This is a genomic window from Acaricomes phytoseiuli DSM 14247 (genome assembly GCF_000376245.1).
Lineage (GTDB): Bacteria > Actinomycetota > Actinomycetes > Actinomycetales > Micrococcaceae > Renibacterium > Renibacterium phytoseiuli.
The window spans coordinates 1-26144 of record NZ_AQXM01000058.1 but is presented as its reverse complement, the minus strand read 5'-3'; the positions used below and the strand labels follow the sequence as shown (position 1 = coordinate 26144).

Annotated in this window: 25 protein-coding genes and 3 tRNA genes; 18 read left to right on the top strand and 10 right to left on the bottom strand. The window is 61.0% G+C overall.

What is annotated here, in order from left to right; genetic code table 11:
• The first annotated feature begins 42 nt into the window (after positions 1 to 42).
• The 6 genes from gyrA (at position 43) to C501_RS0107275 (ending at position 4672) form a co-directional block, all read left to right on the top strand.
• Positions 43 to 2649, top strand: coding sequence for a DNA gyrase subunit A (gyrA, locus tag C501_RS0107300; protein WP_018134975.1), 2607 nt, complete (start codon positions 43 to 45; stop codon positions 2647 to 2649).
• Positions 2646 to 3134, top strand: coding sequence for a DUF3566 domain-containing protein (locus C501_RS0107295; RefSeq protein ID WP_018134974.1), 489 nt, complete (start codon positions 2646 to 2648; stop codon positions 3132 to 3134). Before gyrA ends, C501_RS0107295 begins: the two co-directional genes overlap by 4 nt.
• A 117-nt stretch (positions 3135 to 3251) precedes the next feature.
• Positions 3252 to 3325: transfer RNA gene (locus C501_RS0107290), tRNA-Ile, on the top strand.
• A gap of 39 nt (positions 3326 to 3364) precedes the next feature.
• The gene (locus C501_RS14610; RefSeq protein ID WP_211206356.1) at positions 3365 to 3484 is read left to right on the top strand and encodes a DLW-39 family protein; all 120 of its coding nucleotides are present in this window, start codon (positions 3365 to 3367) and stop codon (positions 3482 to 3484) included.
• 21 nt (positions 3485 to 3505) lie between these two features.
• Positions 3506 to 3578, top strand: a tRNA-Ala gene (locus C501_RS0107280).
• A 452-nt stretch (positions 3579 to 4030) separates the two neighbouring features.
• A complete protein-coding gene (locus C501_RS0107275; RefSeq protein ID WP_245532440.1) occupies positions 4031 to 4672 on the top strand; it encodes a Rossmann-fold NAD(P)-binding domain-containing protein in 642 nt (213 codons plus the stop codon).
• Between the two features lie 81 nt (positions 4673 to 4753).
• Here the strand turns inward: C501_RS0107275 and C501_RS0107270 are convergent, their stop codons facing one another.
• Both C501_RS0107270 and C501_RS12790 read right to left on the bottom strand, forming a co-directional pair.
• Positions 4754 to 5653 (bottom strand): glycosyltransferase family 2 protein, encoded by a 900-nt coding sequence (locus C501_RS0107270; RefSeq protein WP_018134971.1) that lies wholly within the window; start codon positions 5651 to 5653, stop codon positions 4754 to 4756.
• 101 nt (positions 5654 to 5754) lie between these two features.
• The gene (locus C501_RS12790) at positions 5755 to 6558 is read right to left on the bottom strand and encodes a hypothetical protein (RefSeq protein ID WP_018134970.1); all 804 of its coding nucleotides are present in this window, start codon (positions 6556 to 6558) and stop codon (positions 5755 to 5757) included.
• Positions 6559 to 6705: 147 nt separating this feature from the next.
• On the opposite strand from C501_RS12790, the gene C501_RS0107260 reads away from it, so the two are divergent.
• From C501_RS0107260 to C501_RS0107225, 8 genes are all read left to right on the top strand, one after another.
• Positions 6706 to 7248: a peptidylprolyl isomerase gene (locus tag C501_RS0107260; RefSeq protein ID WP_026174719.1), complete on the top strand. Its 543-nt coding sequence runs from the start codon at positions 6706 to 6708 to the stop codon at positions 7246 to 7248.
• A 190-nt stretch (positions 7249 to 7438) separates the two neighbouring features.
• Positions 7439 to 8128, top strand: a complete 690-nt coding sequence (locus C501_RS0107255) for a rhomboid family intramembrane serine protease (RefSeq protein ID WP_319639732.1) — start codon at positions 7439 to 7441, stop codon at positions 8126 to 8128.
• A 247-nt stretch (positions 8129 to 8375) separates the two neighbouring features.
• Positions 8376 to 9446, top strand: a complete 1071-nt coding sequence (locus tag C501_RS0107250; RefSeq protein WP_018134967.1) for a polyprenyl synthetase family protein — start codon at positions 8376 to 8378, stop codon at positions 9444 to 9446.
• Positions 9443 to 10342 (top strand): phytoene/squalene synthase family protein, encoded by a 900-nt coding sequence (locus C501_RS0107245; protein ID WP_018134966.1) that lies wholly within the window; start codon positions 9443 to 9445, stop codon positions 10340 to 10342. Before C501_RS0107250 ends, C501_RS0107245 begins: the two co-directional genes overlap by 4 nt.
• Positions 10339 to 11928: a phytoene desaturase family protein gene (gene crtI / locus C501_RS0107240; RefSeq protein WP_018134965.1), complete on the top strand. Its 1590-nt coding sequence runs from the start codon at positions 10339 to 10341 to the stop codon at positions 11926 to 11928. The genes C501_RS0107245 and crtI overlap by 4 nt, the downstream gene beginning before the upstream one ends.
• Positions 11925 to 12293 (top strand): lycopene cyclase domain-containing protein, encoded by a 369-nt coding sequence (locus tag C501_RS0107235; protein ID WP_018134964.1) that lies wholly within the window; start codon positions 11925 to 11927, stop codon positions 12291 to 12293. The genes crtI and C501_RS0107235 overlap by 4 nt, the downstream gene beginning before the upstream one ends.
• The gene (locus C501_RS0107230; RefSeq protein ID WP_018134963.1) at positions 12290 to 12616 is read left to right on the top strand and encodes a lycopene cyclase domain-containing protein; all 327 of its coding nucleotides are present in this window, start codon (positions 12290 to 12292) and stop codon (positions 12614 to 12616) included. The genes C501_RS0107235 and C501_RS0107230 overlap by 4 nt, the downstream gene beginning before the upstream one ends.
• Entirely contained in the window at positions 12606 to 13472 is an 867-nt protein-coding gene (locus C501_RS0107225) for a prenyltransferase (protein ID WP_018134962.1), read from the top strand. The genes C501_RS0107230 and C501_RS0107225 overlap by 11 nt, the downstream gene beginning before the upstream one ends.
• Positions 13473 to 13492: 20 nt before the next feature.
• Here C501_RS0107225 and C501_RS0107220 read toward each other — a convergent pair whose 3' ends face one another.
• Positions 13493 to 13759: a cell division protein CrgA gene (locus tag C501_RS0107220; protein WP_026174717.1), complete on the bottom strand. Its 267-nt coding sequence runs from the start codon at positions 13757 to 13759 to the stop codon at positions 13493 to 13495.
• A gap of 173 nt (positions 13760 to 13932) precedes the next feature.
• On the opposite strand from C501_RS0107220, the gene C501_RS0107215 reads away from it, so the two are divergent.
• The 3 genes from C501_RS0107215 to C501_RS0107205 are packed head-to-tail and all read left to right on the top strand — an operon-like array spanning position 13933 to position 15687.
• Positions 13933 to 14808, top strand: a complete 876-nt coding sequence (locus C501_RS0107215) for a class E sortase (RefSeq protein WP_018134960.1) — start codon at positions 13933 to 13935, stop codon at positions 14806 to 14808.
• A gap of 14 nt (positions 14809 to 14822) precedes the next feature.
• Positions 14823 to 14993, top strand: a complete 171-nt coding sequence (locus C501_RS14435; RefSeq protein WP_018134959.1) for a hypothetical protein — start codon at positions 14823 to 14825, stop codon at positions 14991 to 14993.
• 46 nt (positions 14994 to 15039) lie between these two features.
• Positions 15040 to 15687 (top strand): aminodeoxychorismate/anthranilate synthase component II, encoded by a 648-nt coding sequence (locus tag C501_RS0107205; protein ID WP_026174715.1) that lies wholly within the window; start codon positions 15040 to 15042, stop codon positions 15685 to 15687.
• Positions 15688 to 15728: 41 nt separating this feature from the next.
• Here C501_RS0107205 and pknB read toward each other — a convergent pair whose 3' ends face one another.
• The 7 genes from pknB to C501_RS0107170 form a co-directional block, all read right to left on the bottom strand.
• Positions 15729 to 17636: a Stk1 family PASTA domain-containing Ser/Thr kinase gene (pknB, locus tag C501_RS0107200; protein WP_018134957.1), complete on the bottom strand. Its 1908-nt coding sequence runs from the start codon at positions 17634 to 17636 to the stop codon at positions 15729 to 15731.
• An 88-nt stretch (positions 17637 to 17724) separates the two neighbouring features.
• A complete protein-coding gene (locus C501_RS0107195; protein ID WP_026174714.1) occupies positions 17725 to 19458 on the bottom strand; it encodes a protein kinase domain-containing protein in 1734 nt (577 codons plus the stop codon).
• A complete protein-coding gene (locus C501_RS0107190) occupies positions 19455 to 20933 on the bottom strand; it encodes a peptidoglycan D,D-transpeptidase FtsI family protein (RefSeq protein ID WP_018134955.1) in 1479 nt (492 codons plus the stop codon). Before C501_RS0107190 ends, C501_RS0107195 begins: the two co-directional genes overlap by 4 nt.
• The gene (locus C501_RS0107185) at positions 20930 to 22405 is read right to left on the bottom strand and encodes an FtsW/RodA/SpoVE family cell cycle protein (protein WP_018134954.1); all 1476 of its coding nucleotides are present in this window, start codon (positions 22403 to 22405) and stop codon (positions 20930 to 20932) included. Before C501_RS0107185 ends, C501_RS0107190 begins: the two co-directional genes overlap by 4 nt.
• Entirely contained in the window at positions 22405 to 24090 is a 1686-nt protein-coding gene (locus C501_RS0107180; RefSeq protein ID WP_018134953.1) for a PP2C family protein-serine/threonine phosphatase, read from the bottom strand. The genes C501_RS0107185 and C501_RS0107180 overlap by 1 nt, the downstream gene beginning before the upstream one ends.
• A gap of 1 nt (position 24091) precedes the next feature.
• Positions 24092 to 24565, bottom strand: a complete 474-nt coding sequence (locus tag C501_RS0107175) for an FHA domain-containing protein FhaB/FipA (protein ID WP_026174713.1) — start codon at positions 24563 to 24565, stop codon at positions 24092 to 24094.
• Between the two features lie 8 nt (positions 24566 to 24573).
• Entirely contained in the window at positions 24574 to 25401 is an 828-nt protein-coding gene (locus C501_RS0107170; RefSeq protein WP_018134951.1) for an FHA domain-containing protein, read from the bottom strand.
• A 226-nt stretch (positions 25402 to 25627) separates the two neighbouring features.
• Here C501_RS0107170 and C501_RS0107165 point away from each other — a divergent pair.
• Positions 25628 to 25710, top strand: a tRNA-Leu gene (locus C501_RS0107165).
• Positions 25711 to 26144 lie beyond the last annotated feature (434 nt).

Genomic DNA, 26144 nt, shown 5'->3' with positions numbered 1-26144 from the left:
TTCTTCAACAGGATCCTGGCAGAGAGAAAGCGATTGTGAAGTATGTCTGACGAAATCGTCGAGGGAACCGTCATCCGGACCGACCATATAGAACAGGTCGAGCTGCAGACGGAGATGCAGCGCTCCTACCTCGATTACGCGATGGCCGTGATCGTCGGCCGGGCTTTGCCGGAAGTGCGCGATGGGCTCAAGCCGGTGCACCGCCGGGTTCTTTACGCGATGTACGACGGCGGCTACCGGCCCGATCGTTCTTTCAATAAATGCGCACGCGTGGTCGGCGAAGTCATGGGCCAGTACCACCCGCACGGCGACACTGCGATCTACGATGCGCTCGTCCGGCTGATCCAGGATTGGGTCATGCGCTATCCCCTTGCCCTGGGCCAGGGGAACTTCGGTTCACCCGGTAATGACGGCGCCGCTGCTCCCCGGTACACCGAGACCAAGATGGCCCCGCTTGCCATGGAAATGGTCCGGGACATCGACAAGGACACCGTCAACTTCCAGGACAACTACGACGGCAAGAACCAGGAACCGGTGGTACTGCCGGCTCGGTTCCCGAACCTCCTGGTCAACGGATCCTCCGGGATCGCGGTGGGTATGGCCACCAATATCCCGCCGCATAACCTCCGCGAAGTCATCTCCGGTGCGCAGTGGCACCTGGAGAACCCGGAGGCCAGCCGGGAAGAGCTGCTCGAGGCCCTCCTCGAGCGGATCAAGGGCCCAGATTTCCCCACCGGCGCGCTGATCCTCGGCCACCGCGGCATCGAAGACGCCTACCGCACCGGGCGCGGCTCCATCACGATGCGCGCCATTGTCAACGTGGAGGAGATCCAGGGCCGCACCTGCCTGGTGGTCACCGAACTTCCGTATCAAGTCAACCCGGATAACCTCGCGGTGAAGATCGCTGATCTGGTCAAGGACGGTAAGGTCTCCGGAATCGCGGACCTGCGCGATGAGACCTCCGGCCGCACCGGCCAGCGGCTCGTCGTAGTGCTGAAGCGGGATGCCGTGCCGAAGGTCGTTCTGAACAACCTGTACAAGCACACGCAGCTGCAGGAGAACTTCAGCGCGAACATGCTCGCCATCGTCGACGGCGTGCCGCGCACGCTGAGCCTGGATGCCTTCATCCGGCACTGGACGGTGCACCAGCTGGAAGTCATCGTCCGGCGCACCAAATTCCTGCTGAAAGAGGCTGAGGCTCGGGCGCATATCCTCCGCGGCCTGCTCAAAGCTCTGGACGACTTAGATAACGTGATCGCGCTGATCCGGCGCTCACCCACGGTTGAAGAAGCCCGTTCCGGGCTGATCGACCTCCTGGGCATCGATGAGCCGCAGGCCAATGCCATCCTGGATATGCAACTGCGCCGCCTCGCCGCGCTGGAGCGCCAGAAGATCCAGGATGAGCGCGATGAACTGGAACGTCGGATCGCCGGTTACAATTCGATTCTGAATTCAGAGGCGAAGCAGCGCGAGATCGTGCACGAGGAACTGGCGGAGATCTCCGCCAAATACGGCGATGATCGGCGGACCGAGATCCTGCTGGGTTATGACCCGGGGATGAGCATCGAAGATCTCATTCCGGAAGAGGAAATGGTCGTCACGATCACCCGCGGTGGGTACGTCAAGCGCACCCGCAGTGATAACTACCGTTCGCAGCACCGCGGCGGCAAGGGCATCAAGGGCGCTCAGCTCCGGGGCGATGATGTGGTGGAGCACTTCTTTGTCACCACGACCCATCATTGGCTGCTCTTCTTCACGAATCTGGGCCGGGTGTACCGGGCGAAAGCCTATGAGCTCCAGGAAGCGGGCCGAGACGCCAAAGGTCAGCATGTCGCCAATCTGCTAGCGTTCCAGCCGGATGAGAGCATCACTCAGGTTCTCGACCTGCGGGATTACGCTCAGGCGCCGTATCTGGTTCTGGCCACGAAGAACGGTCTGGTGAAGAAGACTCGGCTGGAGGATTACGATACCAAGCGTTCTGCGGGGGTTATCGCGATCAATCTCCGTGAAGGCGATGAGCTGGTTTCCGCTCGGCTAGTCTCTGAAAGCGATGACATGCTGCTGGTCTCCCGAAAAGGCCAGTCCATCCGCTTCACCGCGACCGATGAAGCGCTGCGGCCCATGGGCCGGGCGACCTCCGGTGTCACCGGTATGAAATTCCGCGCCGATGACGAGCTCTTGGCAGCGGATGTTGTCAGTGATGACTCCTATGTCTTCGTGGTGACCGAAGGCGGCTACGCGAAGCGGACGGCGGTCAGCGAGTACCGTACGCAGGGCCGCGGTGGTCTGGGTATTAAGGTGGCCAAGCTCGTCGAGGATCGTGGAGACCTGGTCGGGGCGGTGATCGTGGAAGACGATGACGAGGTTCTTGTGGTCATGGGCAGCGGTAAAGTGGTCCGCTCCAAGGTGAACGAAGTGCCGGCTAAAGGCCGTGACACCATGGGCGTGATCTTCGCTAAACCCGGTAAAAACGATCGTATTCTCGAAGTCGCCCGTAATATTGAACGGGGCCTGGTAGTCGCTGAAGATTCAGATGAAGAGATTCTCGTGGAAGAATCAGTGAGCGTTGAAAACACGGAGAATGAAGTACCGTTGATTGAAGACGGTACGCCGGAGGCAGCCTCCGGTATCGAGGGAGGCAACGAGTGAGCAGCAATAACTCCAATGCATCGGCAGCCAAGAGTGCACAGCCGGTCAAACCTCAGCAGCGGCCGGCCGCCAGCAAGACCGCGGAGAGCTCACCCCGGCCCGCACTGGTGAAACCGGCGCCGGCTACTAAAGCCCGCCAGGCGCGGCTTCAGGTCTCCCGGGTGGAGCCCTGGTCAGTACTCAAACTCTCCTTCCTGCTCTCGGTGGCTCTCGGCATCGTGATCGTGGTTGCCGCTATTGTGCTCTGGTCCGTTCTGGATCTGACCGGTGTGTTCGGTCGGATCAACAGCATTCTGGCGGGAGGAACCGGCAGCGGGTTCGATATCAGGAGCTTCGCCTCGTTGGGCCAGGTAGCCTCTTTTGCGACGATCGTAGCCGTGGTTAATGTCGTCTTGTTGACCGCTTTGGCGATGCTCTCCGCTGTGCTCTACAACATCTCCGCCACGCTTGTGGGCGGAATCGGAGTGACCTTGACGGACGACTGATCCGGTGAGCCGAAACCGCTTGATCGCCCCATTTGGAGGCGATGTACCGCATGCGGTAAAGTTTTATTTCGGCTCGCAAGGGAATCCCGAGAGCGGCAATGCTGGCTCTGGGACTGAGGGCGTATAGCTCAGGCGGTTAGAGCGCTTCGCTGATAACGAAGAGGTCCCAGGTTCAAGTCCTGGTACGCCCACGAATCTTCGGATTCTTCCCAGACGCCCAGGAGGTAATGATGAAGAAGTTGATCGCTATTGCGGCTGCTGTCGCTGGAGTGATTTTCCTGCGGAAGAAAATGCAGGAATCCAACTCTCAGAAGGACGCCTGGAGTAAGGGCACCGACCCGGTGAAGTAAGATATCCTCTAGAGGATATTCGGGGGCATGGCGCAATTGGTAGCGCACCTGCTTTGCAAGCAGGGGGTTAGGGGTTCGAGTCCCCTTGCCTCCACCGAAAGTTTCTTACTGGAACAGGCGAGACACGAATGCTCGTGTTCCATACACTCTTCTTCGCTGTAGCTTGGCTCATGGCGAACGGCTCTTCTGGCGGAAGAAGAGGCCAGGTTCAATGGTTTTATGGACTTGCTCATCCTCGGTGGTACCGCGTTTCTTAGTAGGCAGATAGCACGCCAAGGGGTGGAGCGTGGTCATCGCGTCACCTGTGTGGCACGAGGGTCGGCAGAACCACCAGACGGAGTCAGTTTCGTCCGGGCTGACCGAGACGAGGAGAGCGGCCTGACAAGTCTGGCAGACCGTATGTGGGATAGCATCGTTGATGTTTCTCGCCAGCCAGGGCAAGTTCGGCGGGCGGTCCGTGACCTGCGTACACGCCATCGTGTCTTCATTTCGAGCGGCAACGTCTATGCTGATTTCTCGCGGATCGAACAAGGCGAGGATTCCGCCGTGCTCGATCCGTTGTGCTTTGATGCCATGGAGACGGATGATGACTATGGCCCGGCCAAGGTCGCTTGCGAGCGAATCGTACGAGCTGCTGGTCCTTGTGCGGTGGTACGCTCGGGCCTGATTGGTGGACCTGGAGACGACTCTGGCCGCACCGGATATTGGCCTTGGCGGTTCGCGCATCCCGTCGCCGAGCATGTGGTGGCACCCGCGGAGCCGGACTTCCCCTGCGCGATCATCGACGTCCGCGATCTTGCGGCGTGGCTGGTCGACCTCGCCGAACGGCGGTCTGAAGGCGTTTTCAATGCGACGGGTTTGACGATGTGTCTGCGCGACGTCTTGGCAACTGCTGCCGCTATTTCTGGGTCCACAGCTACCCCGGTGTGGATTGCCCCGGGCAGGCTGGCAGAGTCAGGCATTGGCGGGTGGATGGGACCGGCATCGCTGTCCCTGTGGATCGCTGACCCCGAATGGCGAGGGTTCGCCACCATGGATACTACGCGTGCCCGTGCAGCGGGCTTAGTCACACGCCCCCTAGCAGAAACGCTCACGGACAGTTTGGTGTGGGAAGAGCACAGCCGTACCACTCCGCGCCGCTGTGGACTGAGTGACGAAGACGAACGCCGAGTCCTCAATGCTGCTTGAGTGATGGCCTCAGGAGAGTTGTTACGTTATCGTCGGGCTTATGGGGTTGTTGTGACGTCCGCTTCTGCGTTCGTGTGGAATCTAAGACCTCACGGTCCGCTGTGCTGCTTGACCGACGCTGGCGGTGTGCAGGGCTCGTAGCACTTTGGCCGGGAAATACACCGAGAAGAAGACAACCATAGGAGCTTTGAGGGCTAGGTTCTTGACGTTATGTGCTTTATATGTCCGCTCGAAACGGGTCACATAGAAGCGGTAATCGCGTGGCGAATCCTCTAACCTCCGCGCGGACATCCCGCTGATCATCGCCGGCACGTACTGGACCTTGAGGTCGTTATCCGCCAAATGCAGTGAAAGATCGATATCCTCATGCATCAAATCTTCTTCATCACGGCAGACTTCACTGCGGATGGTTTTCCAGGCGCTGTTGCGAATGGCCATATTGCTGCCTAAGAGGAAGTGATACTGCTGCTTGGCCAGTTTGAGCATGAGCTGGCGCATCTTGTCATCGGCTTTGAGGCCGAATCGGCGCAGCGGCATATCGTAATAGACCACGGGCCCCGTCGCGGCAGAGACAGTAGAGACTAGGAAGGCTTTCTGCACTTGCTCCACCCAGTCCGGTTCCAGGACGGAGTCGGCATCGATCCGGCCGAGGATATCGGAACTGGCCCGGTCAAGACCGTAATTGCGGGTGGGGATAAGGCCTTGGTCTGCTTCTTGATGAAGCAGCCGCAGGGGGCTTTCCGGGTATTCCTGCTGCATTTTCTGCACGATCTCGCAGGTGGAGTCGGTGGATCGGTTATCCACCACGATGATCTCATCCGCCGGAACGGATTGGTAGATCGCCGCGATCAGGCACTGCCGGATCACGGCTTCCTCGTTATACGCCGGAATAATGATGGCTACACTCGGCTTCTGCTGAAGTTCCGAGCTTCCGGAAGGCGAAATCGAGGAGAGATCGTCGTTGTGTGAATTCTGTGTCATCGTTATTAAATTTAGCATTGCGGGGTGAAGGAAGCCTTCACCCCGCAATGCTCACTGAAAATCTGCGTGGAATCTTCTGACCGCAGAACGGTCAAGACGATTCAGGACTTCTTCAGATCGTCGACCTTCTTCTCAGCCTTGTCCTTGGCATCCTTGGCGGTCTCAGAAGCTTTATCCGCTGCGTCTTCAGCCTTTTCTTTGAGCTCGGCACCGGCCGATTCGGCTTTTTCCGCCACATTCTTGACCGGCTCCGGAACCTTCCACGGATCCTCCACCGGGCGGGAGGCGCGCCAGACGGCGACTCCGGCGGCTACTGCAGCACCGATGACCCCGACGATCAGCCAGCCCTTCTTCGAGCTGCCGGACGCCTTCTTCTGCTGCCGCTTGAATTCTGCTGCTGCTTCTTTCGCGCTGCGCTCAGCTGCCTTACGAGCTTTCTTCGTCGCCCGTTTGCCCTGGGAGACGGCGGGCTTCGCCGTCTTCTCGATAGCTGCAGAAGCCTCTGACGCGGCACCATCGAGGGCTTTGCCAACAGCTTGTGCGGTTTCGCCGAGCTTCGTTGAGAACTTCGGCAGGTATTCCTCGACCACTCTGTTCTTGGCGTTCTGCAGAGCCGGGGTCGCCTTTTCCAGATTCTCCGCCAGCTTCGGCGCAGCATTATCCACCGCATCGGAGAGTTTCGGGCCGAATTTTTCCAGCTTGTCCTGCAGCTTGGGAGTGACGGTGGCTACGCCATCGGCAGTGAACTGGGCGGCCTTGCGGAAGCCTTCCTGAACCTTGGGCGTAGTATTCTCTGCCCAGTTTCGCACGGACTCTACTTGCGGGCCGGTCCAGTCCTTGGCCTGATCTTTGACGTGATTCACGGTTTCCTCGAGATCACGGGTGACACGATCTGCTTTCTTCACAACTACCTCCCGAATTCATCGAAACTCCCTTTAGCCTACGTGGAATCCGCGCTGAATGGCAGTCGACGGCGACTTCCGGCAGAAATCACAAGACGCACCGGGATACCACTGGGCCCCGATACACGAGATCATGAAAGAATAATCAGTATGACTGTTGCAGCGACTGCCCATGCCACTATGCACACCAATCACGGTGATATCCGGCTGAACCTCTTCGGCAATCACGCGCCGAAGACGGTGCAGAACTTCGCCGGCCTGGCCACCGGCGAAAAAACCTGGACTCATCCGGAGACCGGCGAGAGCAGTGATGCGCCCCTCTATAACGGAACGATTTTCCACCGCATCATCCCCGACTTCATGATCCAGGGCGGCGATCCGCTGGGCCGCGGTATCGGCGGCCCGGGGTACCAGTTCGATGATGAGATCCACCCGGAACTGGACTTCAGCCAGCCCTACAAGCTCGCAATGGCCAACGCCGGCATCCAGGGCGGTCGGGGCACCAACGGCTCTCAGTTCTTCATCACCACGGTTCCCACTCCGTGGCTGCAGGGAAAGCATTCCATCTTCGGTGAAGTAGCCGATGAAGACTCCAAGGCTGTTGTCGATAAGATCCAGGCCGTTCGCACGGCTGCGGGTGATAAGCCGCTTGACGATGTAGTGATCGAGTCGATCACTGTAGAGCAGCTCTGACTCAGTGAGTTACGGGGTTCCAGGGGCATACGAAGGCCAGGGCACGGAGGTTCCCGTATGCCCCCGGCACCCCGATAGGGCGGCGTATGTGCGCTGCCAGCGCTGTGGTCGCCCGGCCTGCACCGATTGCCAGCGTCATGCTGCCGTGGGGATTCAGTGCGTGGACTGCGTTGAGGAGGCCAACCGAAACTTGCCGAAGCAGAGGACGGCTTTCGGTGCGGTGGCTCGCGAAGGCCGGCCCGTGGTGACCTTCACACTCATCGCCATTTGCGTGGTGGTCTTCGTTTTCGAATGGGTTCCGGGGCTTAACCTACAAAACACGCTCATGTACGCGCCCTTCCTCACGGAACTCCAGCCTTGGCGGATGCTCACCTCGGTCTTCGCGCACTCAACGAGCTTCCTCGGTCACATCCTCTTCAATATGTGGGCCCTCTACGTGCTAGGCCAGGCCCTGGAGCCCGTTCTGGGGAGACTGCGATTCCTCGCTTTGTTCCTGGTTTCCGGTTTCGCTGGCTCCGTTGCTGTTCTGCTGATAGCACCGGTGGATCAGGGAGTCGTCGGTGCCTCCGGTGCGGTTTTCGGCTTATTCGGAGCGGTGCTCGTCCTGCAGCTCAAACAGCGCGCCAACCTCACGCCGATCCTGGTGGTCCTCGGCATCAACGCGGTTCTGGGCTTCATGATTCCGGGTATCGCCTGGCAAGCCCATCTGGGCGGGTTGATCGCCGGGGCACTCCTGGGGTTGATCTTCATCTATGCCCCGGCCGGCCGGCAGGTGTACCAATGGGCCGGCTTGGCGGTGATCATGCTGATCCTCCTGGCGCTTACGGTATGGCGGGCCGCGGTACTGCACGACTTCCTGTTCACGCCGGTTCTGGGCTGATCCGCTAGTTCTTAGCAGTCCCCAGCCCGGTAAGTTATCCACAAGGAAGTCCACAGGTGGGCATAACTTACACGCGTGTAGTTCGCTTTCCATCGCCGTCTTCCTGTGATTACTATTTCCACACTGCGCTTTCTGTTGATAACAGGGTCAATCGGAAATTTCTGCTGGAGAGAAGAGTGTTTTCATGAGGTGCTTCGAGCCAAGAAACCTCAGCACCTCAGAGCCGGTATCGGAGCTCGGGCTATAAATGCAGCTGAGAACTCAAGGATCAGCAGATATCACTGCGGTCGATCAATGGCTGGATGAGTTCTTCCGCGAGCGGCTCACCGCTGCCGCAAGTCACGGAGAAAGATACCTCCGGCTATGGCAGGAATTACGCCATGCGGCCAGGGGCGGCAAGCGCGTTCGCCCCGCCTTGCTCCTGGATTCGTACCGCCTACTGGGCGGTGATCCGAGCCGCCTGAGTTCTGCTGCCATTCCGGTCGCGGGAGCGCTGGAACTGATGCACACGGCTTTTCTGCTCCACGACGATGTGATCGACCGAGACCGGGTCCGTCGAGGAACCCCGAACCTCTACGGCAGCTTCGCCGCATCTGTCGAAGCCCGGCTGGGCTCCAGCACGGCTCTGCGCTGGGGTGAAGCCGCGGCAGTTCTCGGTGGGGACTTGATGCTTCATGAGGCGCAGTTGGCACTCTTCACCGCGAAGCTCGAGGACCCACCTCGTGCAGAACTCATGGCCTTGATGCGCGATTGCCTTCTGATCACCGCGGCGGGTGAACTGGATGATGTCGCCTTCGAGCTCGGTGTGGCCGCAGCGGATCTGCCGGAGATCTTGCAGATGTACTACCGGAAGACGGCTTTCTACACTTTCGAGGCTCCGCTCCGCGCCGCTGCGATACTCGCTCAGGCGCCGCCCGCAATCCATGCCGGACTCGCTGAGTATGGCAGGCGGGCTGGCATCGCTTTCCAGCTGCGCGACGATGTTCTTGGCACTTTTGGGGATCCCTCGCTCACCGGTAAGAGCGCCCTCACCGACCTCCGTTCCGGCAAGCTCACTCCCCTGGCCTGGATAGCCCGCCAGCGCTGCGCCGACCATCCCGAGCTGAACGGCTTCGAGAGCACCGGTAACCTGGATGATGCTGCGGCAGCTCAGCTCCGCAGCATGATCAGCTCGAGCGGAGCCCTGGAGGATGTCAAAGCCATGATCGAGCAGGAATCACACCGCGCGGTGGCTGCTCTGTCTATCTGGCCGATACCGGATGAACTGAGGCAGCATCTTGAAGCCGTTGCAGACCAGGCTCGTGAGCGTGTGCGATGACCCTGGAATCCGCTGATGCTCCCGGCGCGCTGAGCCGTTACGAACACATCGCCAGGGAAAGCTCCACGCAGGTGATCCGGCGATATTCGACCTCTTTCCGTCTGGCGAGCGCCCTGTTGGGGAAAAGCCGCAAAGCGGATATCGCCTCGATCTACGGCCTTGTCCGCATAGCGGATGAAATCGTGGATGGAGCCGCTGCCCAGGCCGGCCTCGAGCAGCCGGAGATCACCAGCATTCTGGACGAACTCGAAGCGCAGACTTTAGCCGCACTGGATCGTGGCTACAGCAGTAATCTGCTGGTGCACGCCTTCGCCGACACCGCCCGCAAGAATGCCATCGATGCTGCGCTGGTGCGGCCCTTTTTCGCCTCGATGCGCAGAGATACCGACCCCAGCCCTTTCGATGAGGAGCAGGTTCGCGACTACATCTACGGTTCGGCAGAAGTAGTGGGCCTGATGTGCCTGCGGGTTTTTCTGCGAGGAGTCGGCCCGGCGGAGGTCGAGGCGGGGGCGCGAAGCCTGGGCTCGGCATTCCAGAAGGTGAATTTCCTGCGAGATTTCCATCAGGATTGGTATGCACTGGGCCGCAATTACTTCCCGTGGCTCGATCCGCAGGATTTCGGAGAAGCGCAGAAGCAGCGCATCACAGCGGATATCACCGCCGATCTGGATGCTGCGGCAGCGGTGATCCCGCAGCTGCCGGTGAGTAGCAGATACGCCGTGGCTGTGGCGCATGGCGTCTTCGCGGAACTCAATACCCGGTTGGAGCGAACCGCCGCAGCGCAGATCATGCAGAGCCGGATCCGGGTTCCGGATCCGGTGAAGCTGCTTTCGGCCGGCCGCTCGATCATCAGACTCAGGCCGTGGCAGGATCTGCCACGAAGAAGCTCATCATGAAAGCGAACCGCAACTCTGCGCCGGAGCAGCGGGTAGCCGTGATAGGTGCGGGTATTTCTGGCCTGGCAACAGCTGCCCTACTGGGCCGGGAAGGCTATCAGGTGACGCTTTTCGAAGCGCTGCCGCGCACCGGCGGCCGGGCCGGATCCTGGTCCTCGGAGGGTTTCCGTTTTGATCTGGGGCCTTCCTGGTATCTCATGCCCGAAGTCTTCGAGCACTTCTACCGGCTTCTAGGCACAAGCACCGAAGAGCAGCTGGAGCTCGTTCGGCTCGACCCGGGGTACCAGGTCTTCTTCGAGGAGCAGCAAGAGGCCCTGCGGATCCGCGCCAGCCGGCAGGCCAATCAGGATCTTTTCGAAAGCATCGAACCGGGTGCCGGAGCGGCGCTCGGCCGCTATCTCGAGGCGGCAGAAGAAACCTACCGGGTAGCACTCGGTTCCTTTCTCTACACCAACTTCGCCTCACCGGGTTCCTTCTTCTCCCAGGACGTACTCAAACACGCCGGCACCATGCTGCCGCTGCTGATGAAGTCCCTCGACCAGCACATCCGCTCCAGCTTCGGAGATGAAAGGCTGCGGAGAATCCTGGGGTATCCGGCAGTTTTCCTTGGAGCTTCACCGATGCTCGCCCCGGCGCTTTACCAGCTGATGAGCCATCTCGACCTGGAATCGGGTATTGACTATCCGCTGGGCGGGTTCACCGAGATCATCGGGAGCATCGAAAATCTCGCCCGGGCTCAGAACGTCCGGATCCGCACCGGCACCGAGATCACCGAGATCACCACGACATCCGGCCGGAAGCCCTCCGTGACCGGCGTTCACTACCGGGAAGCGGATGGCAGCATCCATCACCACAGCGCCGAGATCGTCGTCTCCGCGGCTGATCTGCATCACACCGAAACCGCGCTGCTCCCCGAGGCACTGCGCAGCTACCCTGAATCCTGGTGGCAGCGCAAGATTCCCGGCCCGGGAGCCGTGCTGGTATATCTCGGCGTGCGCGGCAGCCTTCCGGAGCTGGAGCACCATAATCTCCTCTTCGTCCGGGAGTGGAATCAGAACTTCAGCGCGATCTTCGATGCTGCTGAAGGCGAGGCCTTCGTGGACCCGGCCTCCCTGTATGTCTGCCGGCCCAGCGCCTCCGACCCCTCCGTGGCTCCGGAAGGCCATGAGAACCTCTTCCTGCTGATCCCGGTACCGGCGGATTCGGGGCTCGGTGCAGGAGGCCTGAACGGCGGAGGCGACCGCCGAGTCGAGGAGCTCGCGGATGCTGCCATCCGCCAGCTGGCCGACTGGTCCGGCTGTCACGACCTGGCGGATCGCATTGTGCTGCGTCGCACCAGCGGTCCGGCTGACTTCGCCCGGGATTATGGCTCTTGGAGCGGCAGCGCCCTGGGGCCCGCGCACACTTTGCGGCAGAGCGCCTTTCTCCGCGGGCGCAACACCTCTGCGAAAGTCGCAGGTCTGTTCTACGCAGGAGCCACCACGGTCCCGGGTGTAGGACTGCCGATGTGCCTGATCAGTGCTGAATTAGTAGTCAAGCGACTGCGCGGGGAAACCAGCGCACAACCCCTGCCGGAGCCGCTATGAGATTTCTTTACCTGCTGTGCCTCGGCGTCTCCACGCTCGGCATGATCCTCATCGACTGGCGCCACCGCCTGGTCTTCTGGAAGAACTGGCGCCGCTCCGCTCTGGTGCTCGCACTCGGTGTGCTCTTCTTCATCCTCTGGGATCTCGCCGGAATAGGCCTGGGAATCTTCTTCCGCGGCGGCAGCCCCTGGATGACCGGTATCGAACTTCTCCCCGAGCTCCCCCTCGAGGAGCCGATCTTCCTGTTCTTCCTGTGCTACCTGACCCTGGTGCTCCTCTCCGGAGCACAGCAGCTGCGCAACCGGAAAAACCGGGGCAGCGAACCCGCGCCGCACCCTGCCGATCCCGGAGGTGAGCAACGATGAGCTATGTGCTGCTTTGCCTGCTTTTCCTCGTTATTGCCACGGCGGTGACGGGCTATGCGCTGACCCGCACGTCGGATGCCCGCGGCCTGGTGCGGCGCTGGTGGAAGTCCTGGGCCCTCACCCTGTCCATCGTGCTGGCACTGACGGCGGTCTTCGATAACGTCATGATCATGGTGGGTTTGATGGAGTATGCCGGGCAGCATATCTCCGGCCTGAGGATCGGCCTGGCTCCGATAGAGGATTTCAGTTACCCCTTGGCCGCTGCGATCCTCCTGCCGGGGTTATGGCTGCTTCTGACCGATAAGGGGCAGGATGGTCGCTGAGTTGCCGCTCAAACAGTGGTTCCTGGCTTCCCGGCCACTGAGCTGGGTCAACACGGCCTACCCGTTCTTCATCACGTACCTTCTCACCGCAGGTTGGGATGCCACCCTGATCGTCGGCACGCTGTTCTTCCTGATCCCCTATAACTTCGCGCTCTACGGGGTCAACGACGTCTTCGACTACGCCTCGGATCAGGCCAACCCCCGTAAGGGCGGGATAGAAGGTGCAGTCCTCGAGCCCCGATTCCACACCGGAACGCTCCTCGCTGCAGGGCTCAGCAGCCTGCCGTTCCTGATTTTCCTGATCGCGGTGGGCGACCGGGCTTCCTGGTTGGTACTGGCCCTGAGCATGTTTGCGCTCCTGGCCTATTCGGTGCCCGTCTTGAGGTTCAAAGAGCGGCCCTTTGTCGACTCAGCGACCTCCAGTTTCCACTTCGTCAGCCCGGCCTGGTACGGACTCGTCCTCGCCGGAAGCCCCCTGCAGCCAGGAATCATCATGGCTCTGATTGCTTTCTTCCTCTGGGGAATCGCGAGCCACGCCTTCGGGGCGGTGCAGGACATTCTTCCGGACCGGCAGGCCGGCATAGCATCGATCGCCACGGTGCTCGGGGCTCGTTGGACCGTCCGGTTCGCCATCGTCAGCTGGATACTGGCCGGAGCCGCTGCATCAGCCCTCGGCTGGCCTGCCATGCTGAGCGGGCTGCTGGTACTGCCGTACATTCTGGCTGCCAGCCCGTTCGCCAATATCGCGGATGAGCAATCAGCAGCGGTCAACCGGGGGTGGAAGCGTTTCTTAGCGCTCAACTACCTCTCTGGCTTCCTCCTCACGATGCTGATCATCGCGATCTGGCTCGGCTAGTTCTGCTGAGGTAGCTCGGCTCAGCGCCAGCGCGTGGTCATCAGGAACCCGACGATGATCACGCCGAAGCCGACGGCGATGTTCCAAGGCCCGATGCTTGGGATCGGCAGCTGGGTCACCCCCGGAGTGGATGCCGTGATGTAGAAAGTGATGATCCAGAGCAGGCCGAGGATCATCAGCCCGAACATCACCGGTTTGTACCAGACCGGGTTCGGCTTGATCGTTTTAGCGCCCGATGCCGAAGCAGTGGGCTTAGGGTCACGACGCCGTGATTTTGATTCGGGCACAGAACTCTCCTTGCCGGTAGGCTCCGCAGGCCTGCGCTGCGAAGTGCGGATCCAGACCCGGCATTGATATCCTGCTAAAGACAGGAGCTGCCGGTCTATACGGTTTCTCGGAGTAATTCTATCCGGTCCAGTCCGTTTGGGCTGGCCTGGAAACGGAGATGTCAGGAGATCGGGTGACAAGTTCTCAGCAGCCTGCCTCCAGTATCAGCGCCGGCGAGCTGATCTCGCCCCGGGCGGATGCCCCGCGCTCGCGGGAAGAATCCGGCCGCCGGGCAGCTCGTAACGCACAGAAGCGCCGTAATCCGGGGCGGCAGAAGCCCCGCCGGGGCGTCTTGCGGACAATGGTCCAGTTCTTCGGGGAACTGCTCATCACTGCAGGGATCGTGCTGATCCTCTTCGTCGGCTGGGAGCTGTGGTGGACCAATCTCGAAGCCGATAGCACGCAGCAGCAAGCAGCGCAGGAGTTCGTTCAGAATCTAGGGGGTCCGTTGGTGCCCCAGGGGGATGACCAGCAGGATTTCGGGCCGCCACCGGTGACGGCCAAACCCGGTGCGGTCGGCCAGGTTTTCGGGTTGGCGTTCATTCCCCGTTTCGGCCCGGACTATGTTCCGCGGCCCCTGGTCGAAGGAACCTCGGTAGCGCAGCTGAACACTCTGGGCCTGGGCCACTACCCTTCGACCGCCATGCCGGGCGAGGCTGGGAACTTCGCGATAGCCGGGCACCGGCAGACCCGCGGGGCGGTGCTGGATAGGATCGATACCCTGCTACCGGGGGACCGGATCTACATCCAGACCGCTGAAGGCTACTACACATATGTCTTCCGGAACACCGAGATCGTCTTACCGGCAGCTAATGAGGTGCTGCTTCCCGTGCCCACCGTGCGCGATGCCATACCGGAGCAGTCGATTCTCACGATGACCAGCTGCAACCCCCGGTTCGGTTCGGAAGAGCGCATCATCGCGTATTCGCTCCTGGAGTCATGGCGTCCGCTCAGCGCCGGACCTCCCGCGGAGATCGCAGACCAAGTTCAGGCCCTGGCGAAGAAATAGGAGAACAGCAGCTCATGTACGGCTGGATTTTCAGACATCTGCCGGGACCGGCGTGGCTCAGGGTCATCTTTTTCCTGATCCTGCTTGCCGTTGCGCTCGCGGCTCTGGTGACCTGGGTGTTCCCGTGGCTTTCCCAGTTCAGCCCGTTCAACGCCGCAACCATCGAATCCGCGCGATATTGGTGAATCCTGAGTAAGACCGGTTAAGACTGAGTAAGGCGAGGACCCTGCTGTGACCCCAAGAATCTTGGTGATCGATAATTACGACAGTTTCGTGTACACGCTGGTTGGCTATCTGCGCCAGCTCGGTGCGGAAACTACAGTGGTACGCAACGATGCGGTGAGCCTTGCCGAAGCCATCGACCTAGCCGGCAGCCGAGACGGTGTGCTGCTTTCCCCAGGCCCCGGCGCTCCGGAAAGCGCAGGGGTCTGCCTGGGCCTGGTGATGTGGTGTGGAGAGAACGCCAAACCGATGCTCGGGGTCTGCCTGGGCCACCAGGCACTTGCTGAAGCCTATGGCGGTCAGGTCGGGCATGCCCCGGAGCTCATGCACGGTAAGACTTCCCTCGTGGAGCACGATGCAACATCAGTTTTCGCGGGATTGCCGAGTCCCGTGACGGCGACTCGCTACCATTCACTGGCGGTTAGCACCGAAAGCGTGCCCGATGTTCTTCGAGTCACCGCCCGCACCGATAGCGGCATCGTCATGGGCCTGGAGCACCGCGAAGCCCCGCTGACCGGTGTGCAGTTCCACCCGGAATCAGTTCTCACCGAAGGCGGGTATCAGATGCTAGGCAACTGGCTCGAATCCCTGGGCTTGCGAGGAGCCGCAGAGAGAGCCGCCGGGCTGAGCCCTGTGATTAGTTCAGTGACCAGCTAGGCGGTTTCCTAATATCGATTCCTCATTGACCTGTTGCTCGATTAATTCGCGGCAGTGGGCGAAGCGGTCGGTAACGGGGGTGAAGGTGTCGGTGATGGCGTGCTGGGCGGTTCCTTGGCGATCCTGACCGTGACCCGCGCGTTCTGATCGATCTTCGACTCGGGCTGAGGATCCTGGCCAGTCACCGTACCCGGGGCTACCTGGCTGTTCTCCTCTTCCACGAAATTGACCGTGACCCGGGCGCCGAGAGCGTTGATCATGTCCTGGGCTTCCTGCCGGCTTTTCCCGTAGAGCGCGGGCATGGTCACCTGCCCGGAAGAAACATTGATGTTCACGGTGGAATCTGCGGCGACATTTTCACCGATCCCCGGAGACGTGGAGACTACCTGACCGCGAGGGATTCGGGGCTCATCCACCATAGTCGTCGTACCAGGGCTGAGCCCGAGCTGACGCAGGGAGTCACGCGCTGCGGATTCGGTCATGCCCACGAGGTTCTGCGGGATGGTGATATTCGCCGGTCCCTTGGAAATCTTCAGCGTCACGGTTCGATCCGGGGCTACTTCGCTGCCGCCTGCGGGGTCTGTGCTGATCGCTTGGCCCGTTTCGACATCGTCACTGAATTCCCGCTGGATGATGGAGCGTAGCCCAGCATTGAACAAGGAGGAAAGTGCATCAGTCTCGGCTAATCCGGAAACTTGCGGCACCATGACCTTGGGCGGGTTAGAGCTGGCATTGATCATGGAGTACGCCAGATAACCTCCACCGCCCAGCACTAGGACCAGCGCGATGAACAGCGTAACGGTCCAGGCCCTCCGCCGTTTGCGCCGGGAACGGTCAACCTCATTATCGTTGACATCAGACATCGGCATGAGGCCGAGCGAAGAGTCCCCGGAATCATCCGGACCTTCTTCAGTGGTGAGCGCCCCACTGCTCACCATCTTGGTCATGGCCCGGGTGGTTGATTCACCCGAGTCGGTGGCCGCTGTTGCCCAGTCATCCAGAACCGTGGCACCTGCCTGCGGTGACAGTGTGGTGGGAATCTCGGCGGCGAGCTGATCTGTTGTCGCCGGAGCAGCGGGGGTTAGTTCCACCCCTGCTTTAGCTGCTCGCAGCGCCCGGCGGAAAGACGCCGCATCCTGGAAGCGGTCAGCGCGGTCTTTCTGCAACCCGCGAGCCAGCACGCTGTCTACGGCGGCACTGATGTCCGGATTCAGTCGGCTGGGTGCCTCGGGAGTCTCCCGGACATGCTGATATGCCACAGAGACGGGGCTGTCACCGAGAAATGGTGGCCGGCCGGTAAGCATTTCGTAAAGCAGGCAGGCCGCAGAATACAGGTCACTGCGCGCGTCAACGGATTCACCACGGGCTTGTTCCGGGGAAAGGTACTGCGCGGTGCCGATCACCGTCTGTGTCTGGGTCATGGTCGCTGAGGCATCGGCGATAGCCCGTGCGATACCGAAATCCATGACTTTGACACCCTGACCAGCAGCGGTCACCATGACATTAGCCGGCTTAATATCGCGGTGCACGATACCGGCACGGTGGCTGTACTCCAGTGCGGAAAGCACCCCGAGAGCGTAGTCAATGGCACGGTCGATGCCGAGCTCTCCGGCCTTGATCAGCTCGCGCAGGGTTTGGCCCTGCACATATTCCATCACGATATACGGCAGGCGCGTCGGCTCTTGGCCCTGATGAACGCTGGCCTGCTCTATATCCCCGGTATCGTAAACCGCAACGATCGATGGATGGTTGAGCCCGGCGACGGCTTGCGCTTCGCGGCGGAAGCGTGCCTGGAACTGCGGATCCCGTGCGAGGTCCGGCCGCAGGATTTTGACCGCGATCACTCGGCCCAGGCGGATATCCTTACCAAGATAGACGTCGGCCATTCCGCCGCGCCCCAGGAGTTCGGCCAGCTCGTAGCGCCCGTTGAGCATAGACGGTTCGCTCATCGGCCTCTCCTTCCTGGTCTATCTTCTGGTCATTTCTGGCTGATAGCCGGGCGTGCAACTGTCTTGTTATAGCTGTTCAGGTTCAGAACTACTCGCTGCTGGTGGCGGTGGCGGTCGGTGTGGCTGGGGTCTCTGCCATGAAGGTCACTGTCGAGCCCCTGGCGACGGAACTGCCGGGAGTTGGTGAGGTGCCGCTCACCATCGCGCTACCGTTACCGGAAGGCCCAGCAGGCACCAGTCCTAGGCTGGTCAGCTCGGAACTGTACTGCTGCACCGTCTTACCGGAGAAGGACGGCACCGTAACCTGTTCCGGCCCTCTGGAGTAGGTTACGGTGATGGTCGCACCAGGGTTGACCGCACCGGAGGGGCTGAGACGTAGCACGGTCCCTGCGGCGGAGGAGTCGAAGACTTCGTCGCCGATTACTTGTAGTCCGAGCTCGATGAGCTGCGCCTGCACGGAAGCGAAGTCTCTTCCGATATAGCGTTCCGGGTACACCGTGACTGTCGCTGGCGGCTCGATGGTCCGGGTAGGCGGAGACGAAGGACTTGCAGAGGTGGGGCTCGGGCTGCTCGTCGCGCTGGTCGGGGAAGTACTCGGAGAGGCATTGTTGCCGGCTCCCGAGAAGACGCCCAGGTTGTTCAGGATCAGCGCAATGGCGACGAATAAGGCCAGTGCGATCAGCGCTATCAGCGGCCAGGTCCAAGGGCTGCGCTTAGCCGGCGGCCGCTCGTCTTCGGAGCCCTCCGCCTCGCCTCCGTCGAGTGCTTCGTCGAAGTCGGCGGAGCTCCAGGAGCGCTGCGCGGCAACCTGATCTCCGGTGACTGTGGGCATAGCCGATGTTGCCGGTGAGCTCGGAGTCGCCGGCTGCACGGTGGTGGCCTCGGTCTGCGCGCCCAGAACAGTAGTAGCGGCGGTGGGATTCGTGTCCACGGAGGCAGTGATCGGGCCGGTCGAGGATTCGAAAAGCAGCATCCCCGGTACCGCCGTATGGGCAGCCTGGATATCCCCGTTGCGGATCGCCTCGGCGGCATCGGCGAGTTTATCCGCATCCGCTGGCCGGTTCGCCGGATCTTTGGCGAGCATCGACATCAGGAGCGCGCGAACCGGAGTCGGCAGCGTCTCCGGTAGCGGCGGTGGCGCATCGTTGACTTGGGCCAGGGCGATGGCGATCTGGGATTCCCCGGAGAACGGCCTATGTCCAGTGAGGGATTCGTAACCGATAACACCCAGAGCATAGATATCACTGGCTCCGGTCGCGGCCTGGCCGGTGGCCTGTTCCGGGGCCAGGTACTGCGCTGTTCCCATGACCTGGCCAGTCTGGGTCAGCGGAACCTGATCGGCCAGGCGGGCGATGCCGAAATCGGTGACCTTGACCCGATTATCCGGGGTGATCAGCAGGTTTCCCGGTTTGATATCCCGGTGCACCAGGCCCTGGGCGTGTGCGGCGGAAAGTGCCCGGGCGGTCTGGGCGATGATGCTGAGCGTGAGGTCCGGAGAAAGCACATGCTCGCGTTCGATGATGCTGGAGAGCGGCTCCCCGGGCACCATCTCCATGACCAGATAGGCTGAACCGTCTTCTTCGCCGTAGTCGAAGACATTCGCGATGCCCTCATGATTGAGCAGCGCGGTATTACGCGCCTCAGCCCGGAAGCGTTCCAAGAAGCCGGGATCTCCCGTGTATTCCTCTTTGAGGATCTTGATGGCCACGGTGCGTCCAAGCAGGGTGTCCTGGGCACGCCAGACTTCTCCCATGCCTCCTATGGCGATTCGGGAGGTGAGCTGGAATCGGTTGCCTAAGGTGATTCCCGATGTCGGTCTCACTGGTTCAACACCGCCTTGAAGAGAGTACTTGCGTTAGGACTGGTTAGGTTTCTGCCCTGAACAATGTCCGGGGTCTGCACCACAATAGATACCACTACTTGAGGATCGTCCGCCGGAGCGAATCCAGTGAACCAGGAATTCTTAGGTGCCGTCGGATCCGTCAGGTCTCCCTCGGCGGTACCGGTCTTACCCGCTACCTTGACTCCTGGAACGGCAGCAGCACTGCCGATGCCTTTATCGACCACGCCGACCATCCAGTCGGTGATCTGCTGCGCGATCTCGGGGCTCACCGAGGTCCGCAGCTGTTCCGGAGTGAATTCGTAACCGGGAATGGGTTTAAGGTCCGGGGCGCGCACACCCTTGATTAGGTCCGGCTTCATCTGCACGCCGCCATTGGCGATGGCAGAAGTCATCATGGCGACTTCCAGGGGCGTGGCACGCACATCCTGTTGGCCAATGGCGCTACGAGCGAGTTCCGCTTGCCCTAGCTGTCCGGGAATCCCGGGGAAAACGCTTTCGTTGACTAGCGAGGGAATTCTGAGGTCGGTCTGGTTGAAACCGAACTTCTCGGCTTGGTCGGTCATAGGCTGTTGGCCGATGTCCAGGGCGATCTGGGCGAACGTAGTGTTGCAGGACTGTTCCAGGGCGAAAGCGAAATCCGCTCTGGTGCGTGCTTGGCAATTGCCCTGCACATAGTTCGGCAGGGTCGAGGTCGTTCCGGGGAAGGACATCTCCGCCGGGTTGGGCAGGATCGACTTGCTATTGTATTTATCGCTCGCCAAGGCCGCCGCCGTGGTGACGAGCTTGAATACGGACCCCGGGGAGTAGGTGCTCCGGTAAGCACCGGAGCCGTAAACGGAGACATTCGGGTCAGCCACCAGGTTCTGGAAGTTCTGCGTCACCTGCGAATAGTCATGGCTGGCCAGCAGGTTGGTGTCATAGCTGGGTTTGGAGACCATGGCGATGATTTCGCCGGTTTTGGGGTTCATCACGACGATCGACCCGTTCATCCCGTCCGGAATCATGTCGTAGGCCATCTTCTGAATTTGCGGATCGATGGTCAGTTCTACAGCCGAGCCCTGGGGCTGGTTGCCGGTCAGCAGTTGGGTGACCCGGTTGGTGAGGGAATCGTCGCCCTCTCCAGCGAGCTCGTTATTCATTGCGGATTCGATCGCGGAGGAACCGTAGTTGAGCGAGAAGAAGCCGGTAACCCCGGAGTAGAGAGGACCGTCGGTGTATTCCCGAGTGAATTTGCAGGAATCGTTATCCGGTGAGGGCACGGACTGGGCAATGGCCTGGCCGCCGACCAGAATTGGGCCGCGTTCACTGCAGAAATTCCGCATCAAGGTGCGGGTGTTGAGTTCGTTATTGCGCAGACTGTCCGCAGCAAAGAACTGAACGTAAGTCACGGATCCGAGGACCAGGGCGAAGAGCGCCACGGCCACGATCCAGGAGGCTCTGATGGCCTGATTCATAAGTTGCTCACCACCTGAGTCGAAGAGTCTGATATTGGTCTTGTGCTTGCAGGATCCTGCGCCTGACTCTGCGCCGGGTTGAGATCCGGGGCATTCTTACTAGCGCCGATGCCGTGATCCCCCGCTGCACCCGGGATCGGGTTCACGGTGGAAATAGGCCGCCTGGCAGCATCGGAGATCAGCAGGAACAGGGCCACGATGATCCAGTTGGCCAGCAGCGAGGACCCGCCTGCGGCGAGGAACGGCGTGGTGAGGCCGGTCAGCGGGATCAGTCTGGTCACCCCGCCGATCACCACGAAGCACTGCAGAGCGATGGCGAAGGCCAGCCCGCAGGCCAGCATCTTCCCGAAAGCGTCCCGGGTGCCCAAAGCCGCTCGGAAGCCACGAGTGACCAGGAGCATATAGAGCATCATGACCGCCGTGATGCCGACGAGCCCCAATTCCTCTCCGATAGCGGCCATGATCATATCCGAGTTGGCGAAATACACCAGCTGCGGTTCACCGCGGCCCAGACCGGTACCCATGATGCCGCCATTGGCCATGGCGAAAAGCCCTTTGACGATCTGCTCACTGCCGCCTGGAGCGCGGTCATACGCTTCTCGGGAGAAAGCATTGGCCCAGGAGTCGATCCGAAGCCAGACATGAGGGAAAAGGCGGACCGCGGCGATGCCGCCGACGCCGATCAGTCCCAGACCGATCAGCACCCAGGAGAGCCTGCTGGTAGCCACGTAGATCATCGTGATGAACAGGCCGAAGAAAAGCACGGAAGAGCCGATATCTCGCTGGAAGACCAATACGCCAACGCTGGCGAGCCAGGCGACGATCATGGGGCCGAGATCTCTGGCCCGGGGGAGCTGCAGCGGGCCGACCTTGCGGCCGGCGAGCAGGATCAGCTCCCGGTGCGAGGAGAGGTAGCCGGCGAAGAAGATCGCGAGGGTGATCTTGGCGATTTCGCCGGGCTGGAAAGTGCTCGGACCGATTCTGATCCACACTCGCGCACCGTTGATATCGCCGGCAGTGATGCCCGGAATGAGCGGCAGCAAGAGCAGGAGGACGCTGACCGCCAAGGAGATGTACGTAAAGCGTCGCAGGATCTTGTGATCCCGCAGGAACCAGATCACCGCTATTGCGGCGGCCACCGCAACTGTGGTCCACAGCCATTGCCTGCTGGCGGCGTTATCCCCGGTGCCGATGTCCAGCCGGTCAATCATCGCCAGGCCGACGCCGTTGAGTGCTACCACGATCGGCAGGATCACCGGATCAGCGTATTTCGCGCGCAGTCGCAACACGATATGCACGGCGAGTGCCAGGCTGGTGAGAATCAGTGCCTGGATGTAGAAATCGGTATCGAGGCCCAGGCCGAGGTTGATATTGACCAGGGCTGATGCCCCGATGCCGATGGTCAGGGCGAAGAACAGGAGCACGAGTTCGGTATTGCGCCGTGGTTTAGGAAGCGTCAGGACCTGACTCATCAGCGGCCTCCTGTTCCTGGTAGCGATAAGCCTTGAAGCTCTGGCATGAGTGCTTGAGGGACGTCGCTGGGGCTAGGGCTAGGCGAGGTCGGTGACGGAGGTACCGAGACGGATGGCGAAGGGCTGGGGCTTGTCGGACCATCGGGCGGTGAGACGATGCCCAGGCGCAAGTCCTCGACGATCTGATCCGCATCCGCAAGGGTTCCGGCAGGCAGTGTTTGCCGGAGTCGCTGCTGGGAGAACTCCGGCAGCGATTCCACCGTGATGGCTGTTTCCTTATAGACGTGAGAGAGCTTGATCGGGCCCAGGGTCTGTGCGACGCCGTTGAAGACCGCGACCTTACCGTTCGACTCGCCCACGTAGTATCTGGTCTGCGTCCAGGCGTAAGCGAACCAGGCCCCGGCAACGATCAGCACCACCAGAACAACGGCTAGGATGATACTGAACCAGGGCCGCCGTTTAGCGGGCCCGGTGATGAGGTACTCATCATTATCCGGCTCATCGTTGCCGGCTTCGGCCGAGCCTGGCTTATGAGTCAGCAGGGCCGCCGCTCCCCGGGGTATGGGGCGGCCGGTGATGGCCGGGATCTTGCCTTCGGCATGAGCGGTTACTGCGGCGCCGGCGAGTTCGTGGGGCCTGCGGGCTAGTTCCTCGGCGATGACAGCGGCGGTCAGGTAGTCGCCACGCTCGCGCTCTTCGGAGCTGTTATCCTCGCCCGGTTCCTCAGCCTGCGTTTCTGCTTCTGCAGCAGATTCCAGGGCTGGCGCCGGTTCTTCACTAGTCGACGGTTCGAGGATTTCAGCGTCGGGGTCTTCAGCATCTGGGGCCGAGGCTGCTTCTGCTTCGTCCTTTGTGTCAGATGTATCAGAGCTTGATGCACAGGCGTCCAGGGCAGCGGAATCTGCAGCGACAGGCCTTTCAGCCGTGACCGGTAGCGGGGCGGTGGCCGGCTCTGAATCTTCGACGACTTCAAGGACGACCACGCTGACATTGTCCGGAGCCCCGGCTTCCAGGGTCAGCTCGATGAGGCGATCCGCGGTCTCCGCGAGAGAAGGAGTGTCTCGGAAGACCTGCTCGACTACTTCCAGGGGCACGAAGTTGAGGCCGTCCGAACACAGCAGCCAGCGTTCCCCGGGATCCGCTTCGAAACTGGTGAGATCCAGCTCGGGGGAGGCATCGACATCCCCCAGAACTCGCATCAGCACGTTCTTATGCGGGTGGCTTTCGGCTTCTTCAGCGGTCACCCGGCCTTCGTCGATGAGCCGCTGGACGAAAGTGTGGTCCGTACTCATCTGCTCGAAGATTCCGTTTTTGAGTCGGTACGCCCGGGAATCACCGATATGCGCGAACTGCAGTCTACCTTCGGAGAGCAGGAGCGCGGTCACCGTGGTGCCCATGCCGGTGAGCTTCGGATTGATCGATACCATTTCGGAGAGCAGCGAGTTGGCGGTCTGGATCTCATCGGCTAGCTGAGTGCCGGCATCGCCTGAGGCATAGTCGGAGTGATCCAGGTGAATGAGATCGAGGGTGGTAGAAGCACTGGCGACATCTCCGCCCGCGTGACCGCCCATGCCATCAGCCACCACGGCCAGGAACTGGCCTGCATAGGCAGAGTCATCATTCTTTGCGCGTACTTTGCCGGTATCTGAACGAGCGGCATAGCGCAGGACTAAAGAAACTGCCATCTCACGGTCTCAATTCGATGACCGTTTTGCCGATCCGTACGGGGACGCCGATCTCCAGGGGCAGCGCTCTGGTGAGCTGCTGATCTGCCAGGTAGGTTCCATTGGTCGAGCCGAGATCCTCGATGAACCACCGGCTGCCCTGCGGGAACAGCCGAGCGTGCCGCCCCGAGGCGTAGTCGTCTTCGAGGACCAGGGTGGATTCCTGAGCCCGGCCCAGGGTAACCGGATGCGTATCGAGAATCACTTCCTGCCCACTGAGCGGGCCTTCGGTGACTACTAGGCGATGAGCCTGCTGCCTGACGGGGGGCTCGGCGAGTTCGGGATGCTTCCGTGCTTGCCGTGCGCTGGGGGCACCAGTACGGACCTTGCGCCCGATGACTAAGTCCCGGCGCATGGCGGCAACCACGCTGAAGATCATGACCCAGATGAGCAACAGGAAACCCAGTTGCAGCACGGTGATGGTCAAACCGTTGATTCCGCTGTTCATAGGCTCCTACCGGGCTGATCGGCGGTTCCCTGGCCCTGGCCGATGAGCCGGAAGATCATCCGGCTGCGGCCAACTGTCAGTATCGAGCCGTCTGAGAGCTCAGCGCTGCCGTTGATCCGACGCCCGTCGAGGAAGCTGCCATTGGTAGAGCCGAGATCCACCGCGGCTGCTGTGCCATCCGGGGCGATGCGGAGCTCAAGGTGACGCCGGGAGGCACCGGTGTCGTCAATGATGATGTCCGCTTCGGATGAGCGGCCGAGCACGATGGAGTCGGCATTGAGCGAGTAACGACGGCCGCCGATATCGAGGACGGGTTTGAGCGCTGTTGCCGCAGGTGCTGCGGGGCGCGGCGCTGCCAGCCGGGAAGGAGGCTGCTGCGGTGCGGCAGGCGGTTGCCTGGGTGCGCGCGGCGGGGCGGCTTGTGCTGCAGAGGCAGCCGGGGTTGAGCCCGAGGCGGATTCGGTGCTCGAGATGACTTCGAAGTCGCCGGGTTTGAGCTCGAGGTTTTGCGTGAAGGAGACGCGAACCGGGCCTTGGAGGCTGTAGCTCTGGGAGCGGGCGTGGCGGATGACCACATCGCAGAGTTCTTCGGCTAGGGCGGTTCCCCAGGTACGGGCTCGCTGAAAATCCGCTTCGCTCAGGCGGACATCCATCACATTGGGTGCCAGAGTGCGGCCCTCAGCGAAGGTCATCGCTTGATCGTCCATTTCCCGACGGATGCGGCTGGCGATTTCTACTGGCTGAACCTGAGACTTGGAACCGCGGGTGAAGGCTCCCCGTACGGCTTTCTCCAAGCCGCGCTCGACGTTATCGAGTACTCCCAACTCGCACCTCCTTGCGGTCCGTTGCGCTCGCAGCACTGACCTGCGGCTGCTTCCCCTCAGCTGGCCCGAGTGGGGCGTTCCTGCCCGCTTAACGCGGCTGGCCGGTTTTCCTCCTTGCGTAGATACTACTGGGTGCAGCCCTTAACCTCTTAACTGAGGGGTTCTTTTTAGGTAGATCTACGGCGCATCCGCTATGCTGGTTGTCGCCCTGAGATCGGGGTGACTCGCGCGAGTGGCGGAACGGCAGACGCGCTGGCTTCAGGTGCCAGTATCCGAAAGGGTGTGGGGGTTCAAATCCCCCCTCGCGCACGATTGAATACTAAACAAGAGGAGAGGGTTCCGACCAGCTGGTCGGAACCCTCTCCTCTTGTTGTCTGTCTTGATGCAGGTCGGTGTGATCTCAGTCTTCAATTTCCACTTCAGCACGGATCAATTCGGAGCATTCTTCTCAGTTTTTATTGATTAGATCTCTGAGGGGTTTTCGATTCCGGTAGCGACGTGTTTGTGGGTGCTGAATTCCACATTACCTTGGCAGGTCACAGCCAAGTGAGCAGAGTCCGTGTCAATTAGCTTGACCTCCAGGATTCTTGGGGTAAAACGAAAGCCGATGAACCAGATGCCCAGGATGGGTCTGTCCCGGGTTTGGTTGACAGTTGGGGTTTGGGGTGATCAGGCCGCTTTCGCGTCCGTGTAGATCGTCTCAAACTCTACGGGAGTGAGTTTGCCGAGGCCGCGTTGCCGGC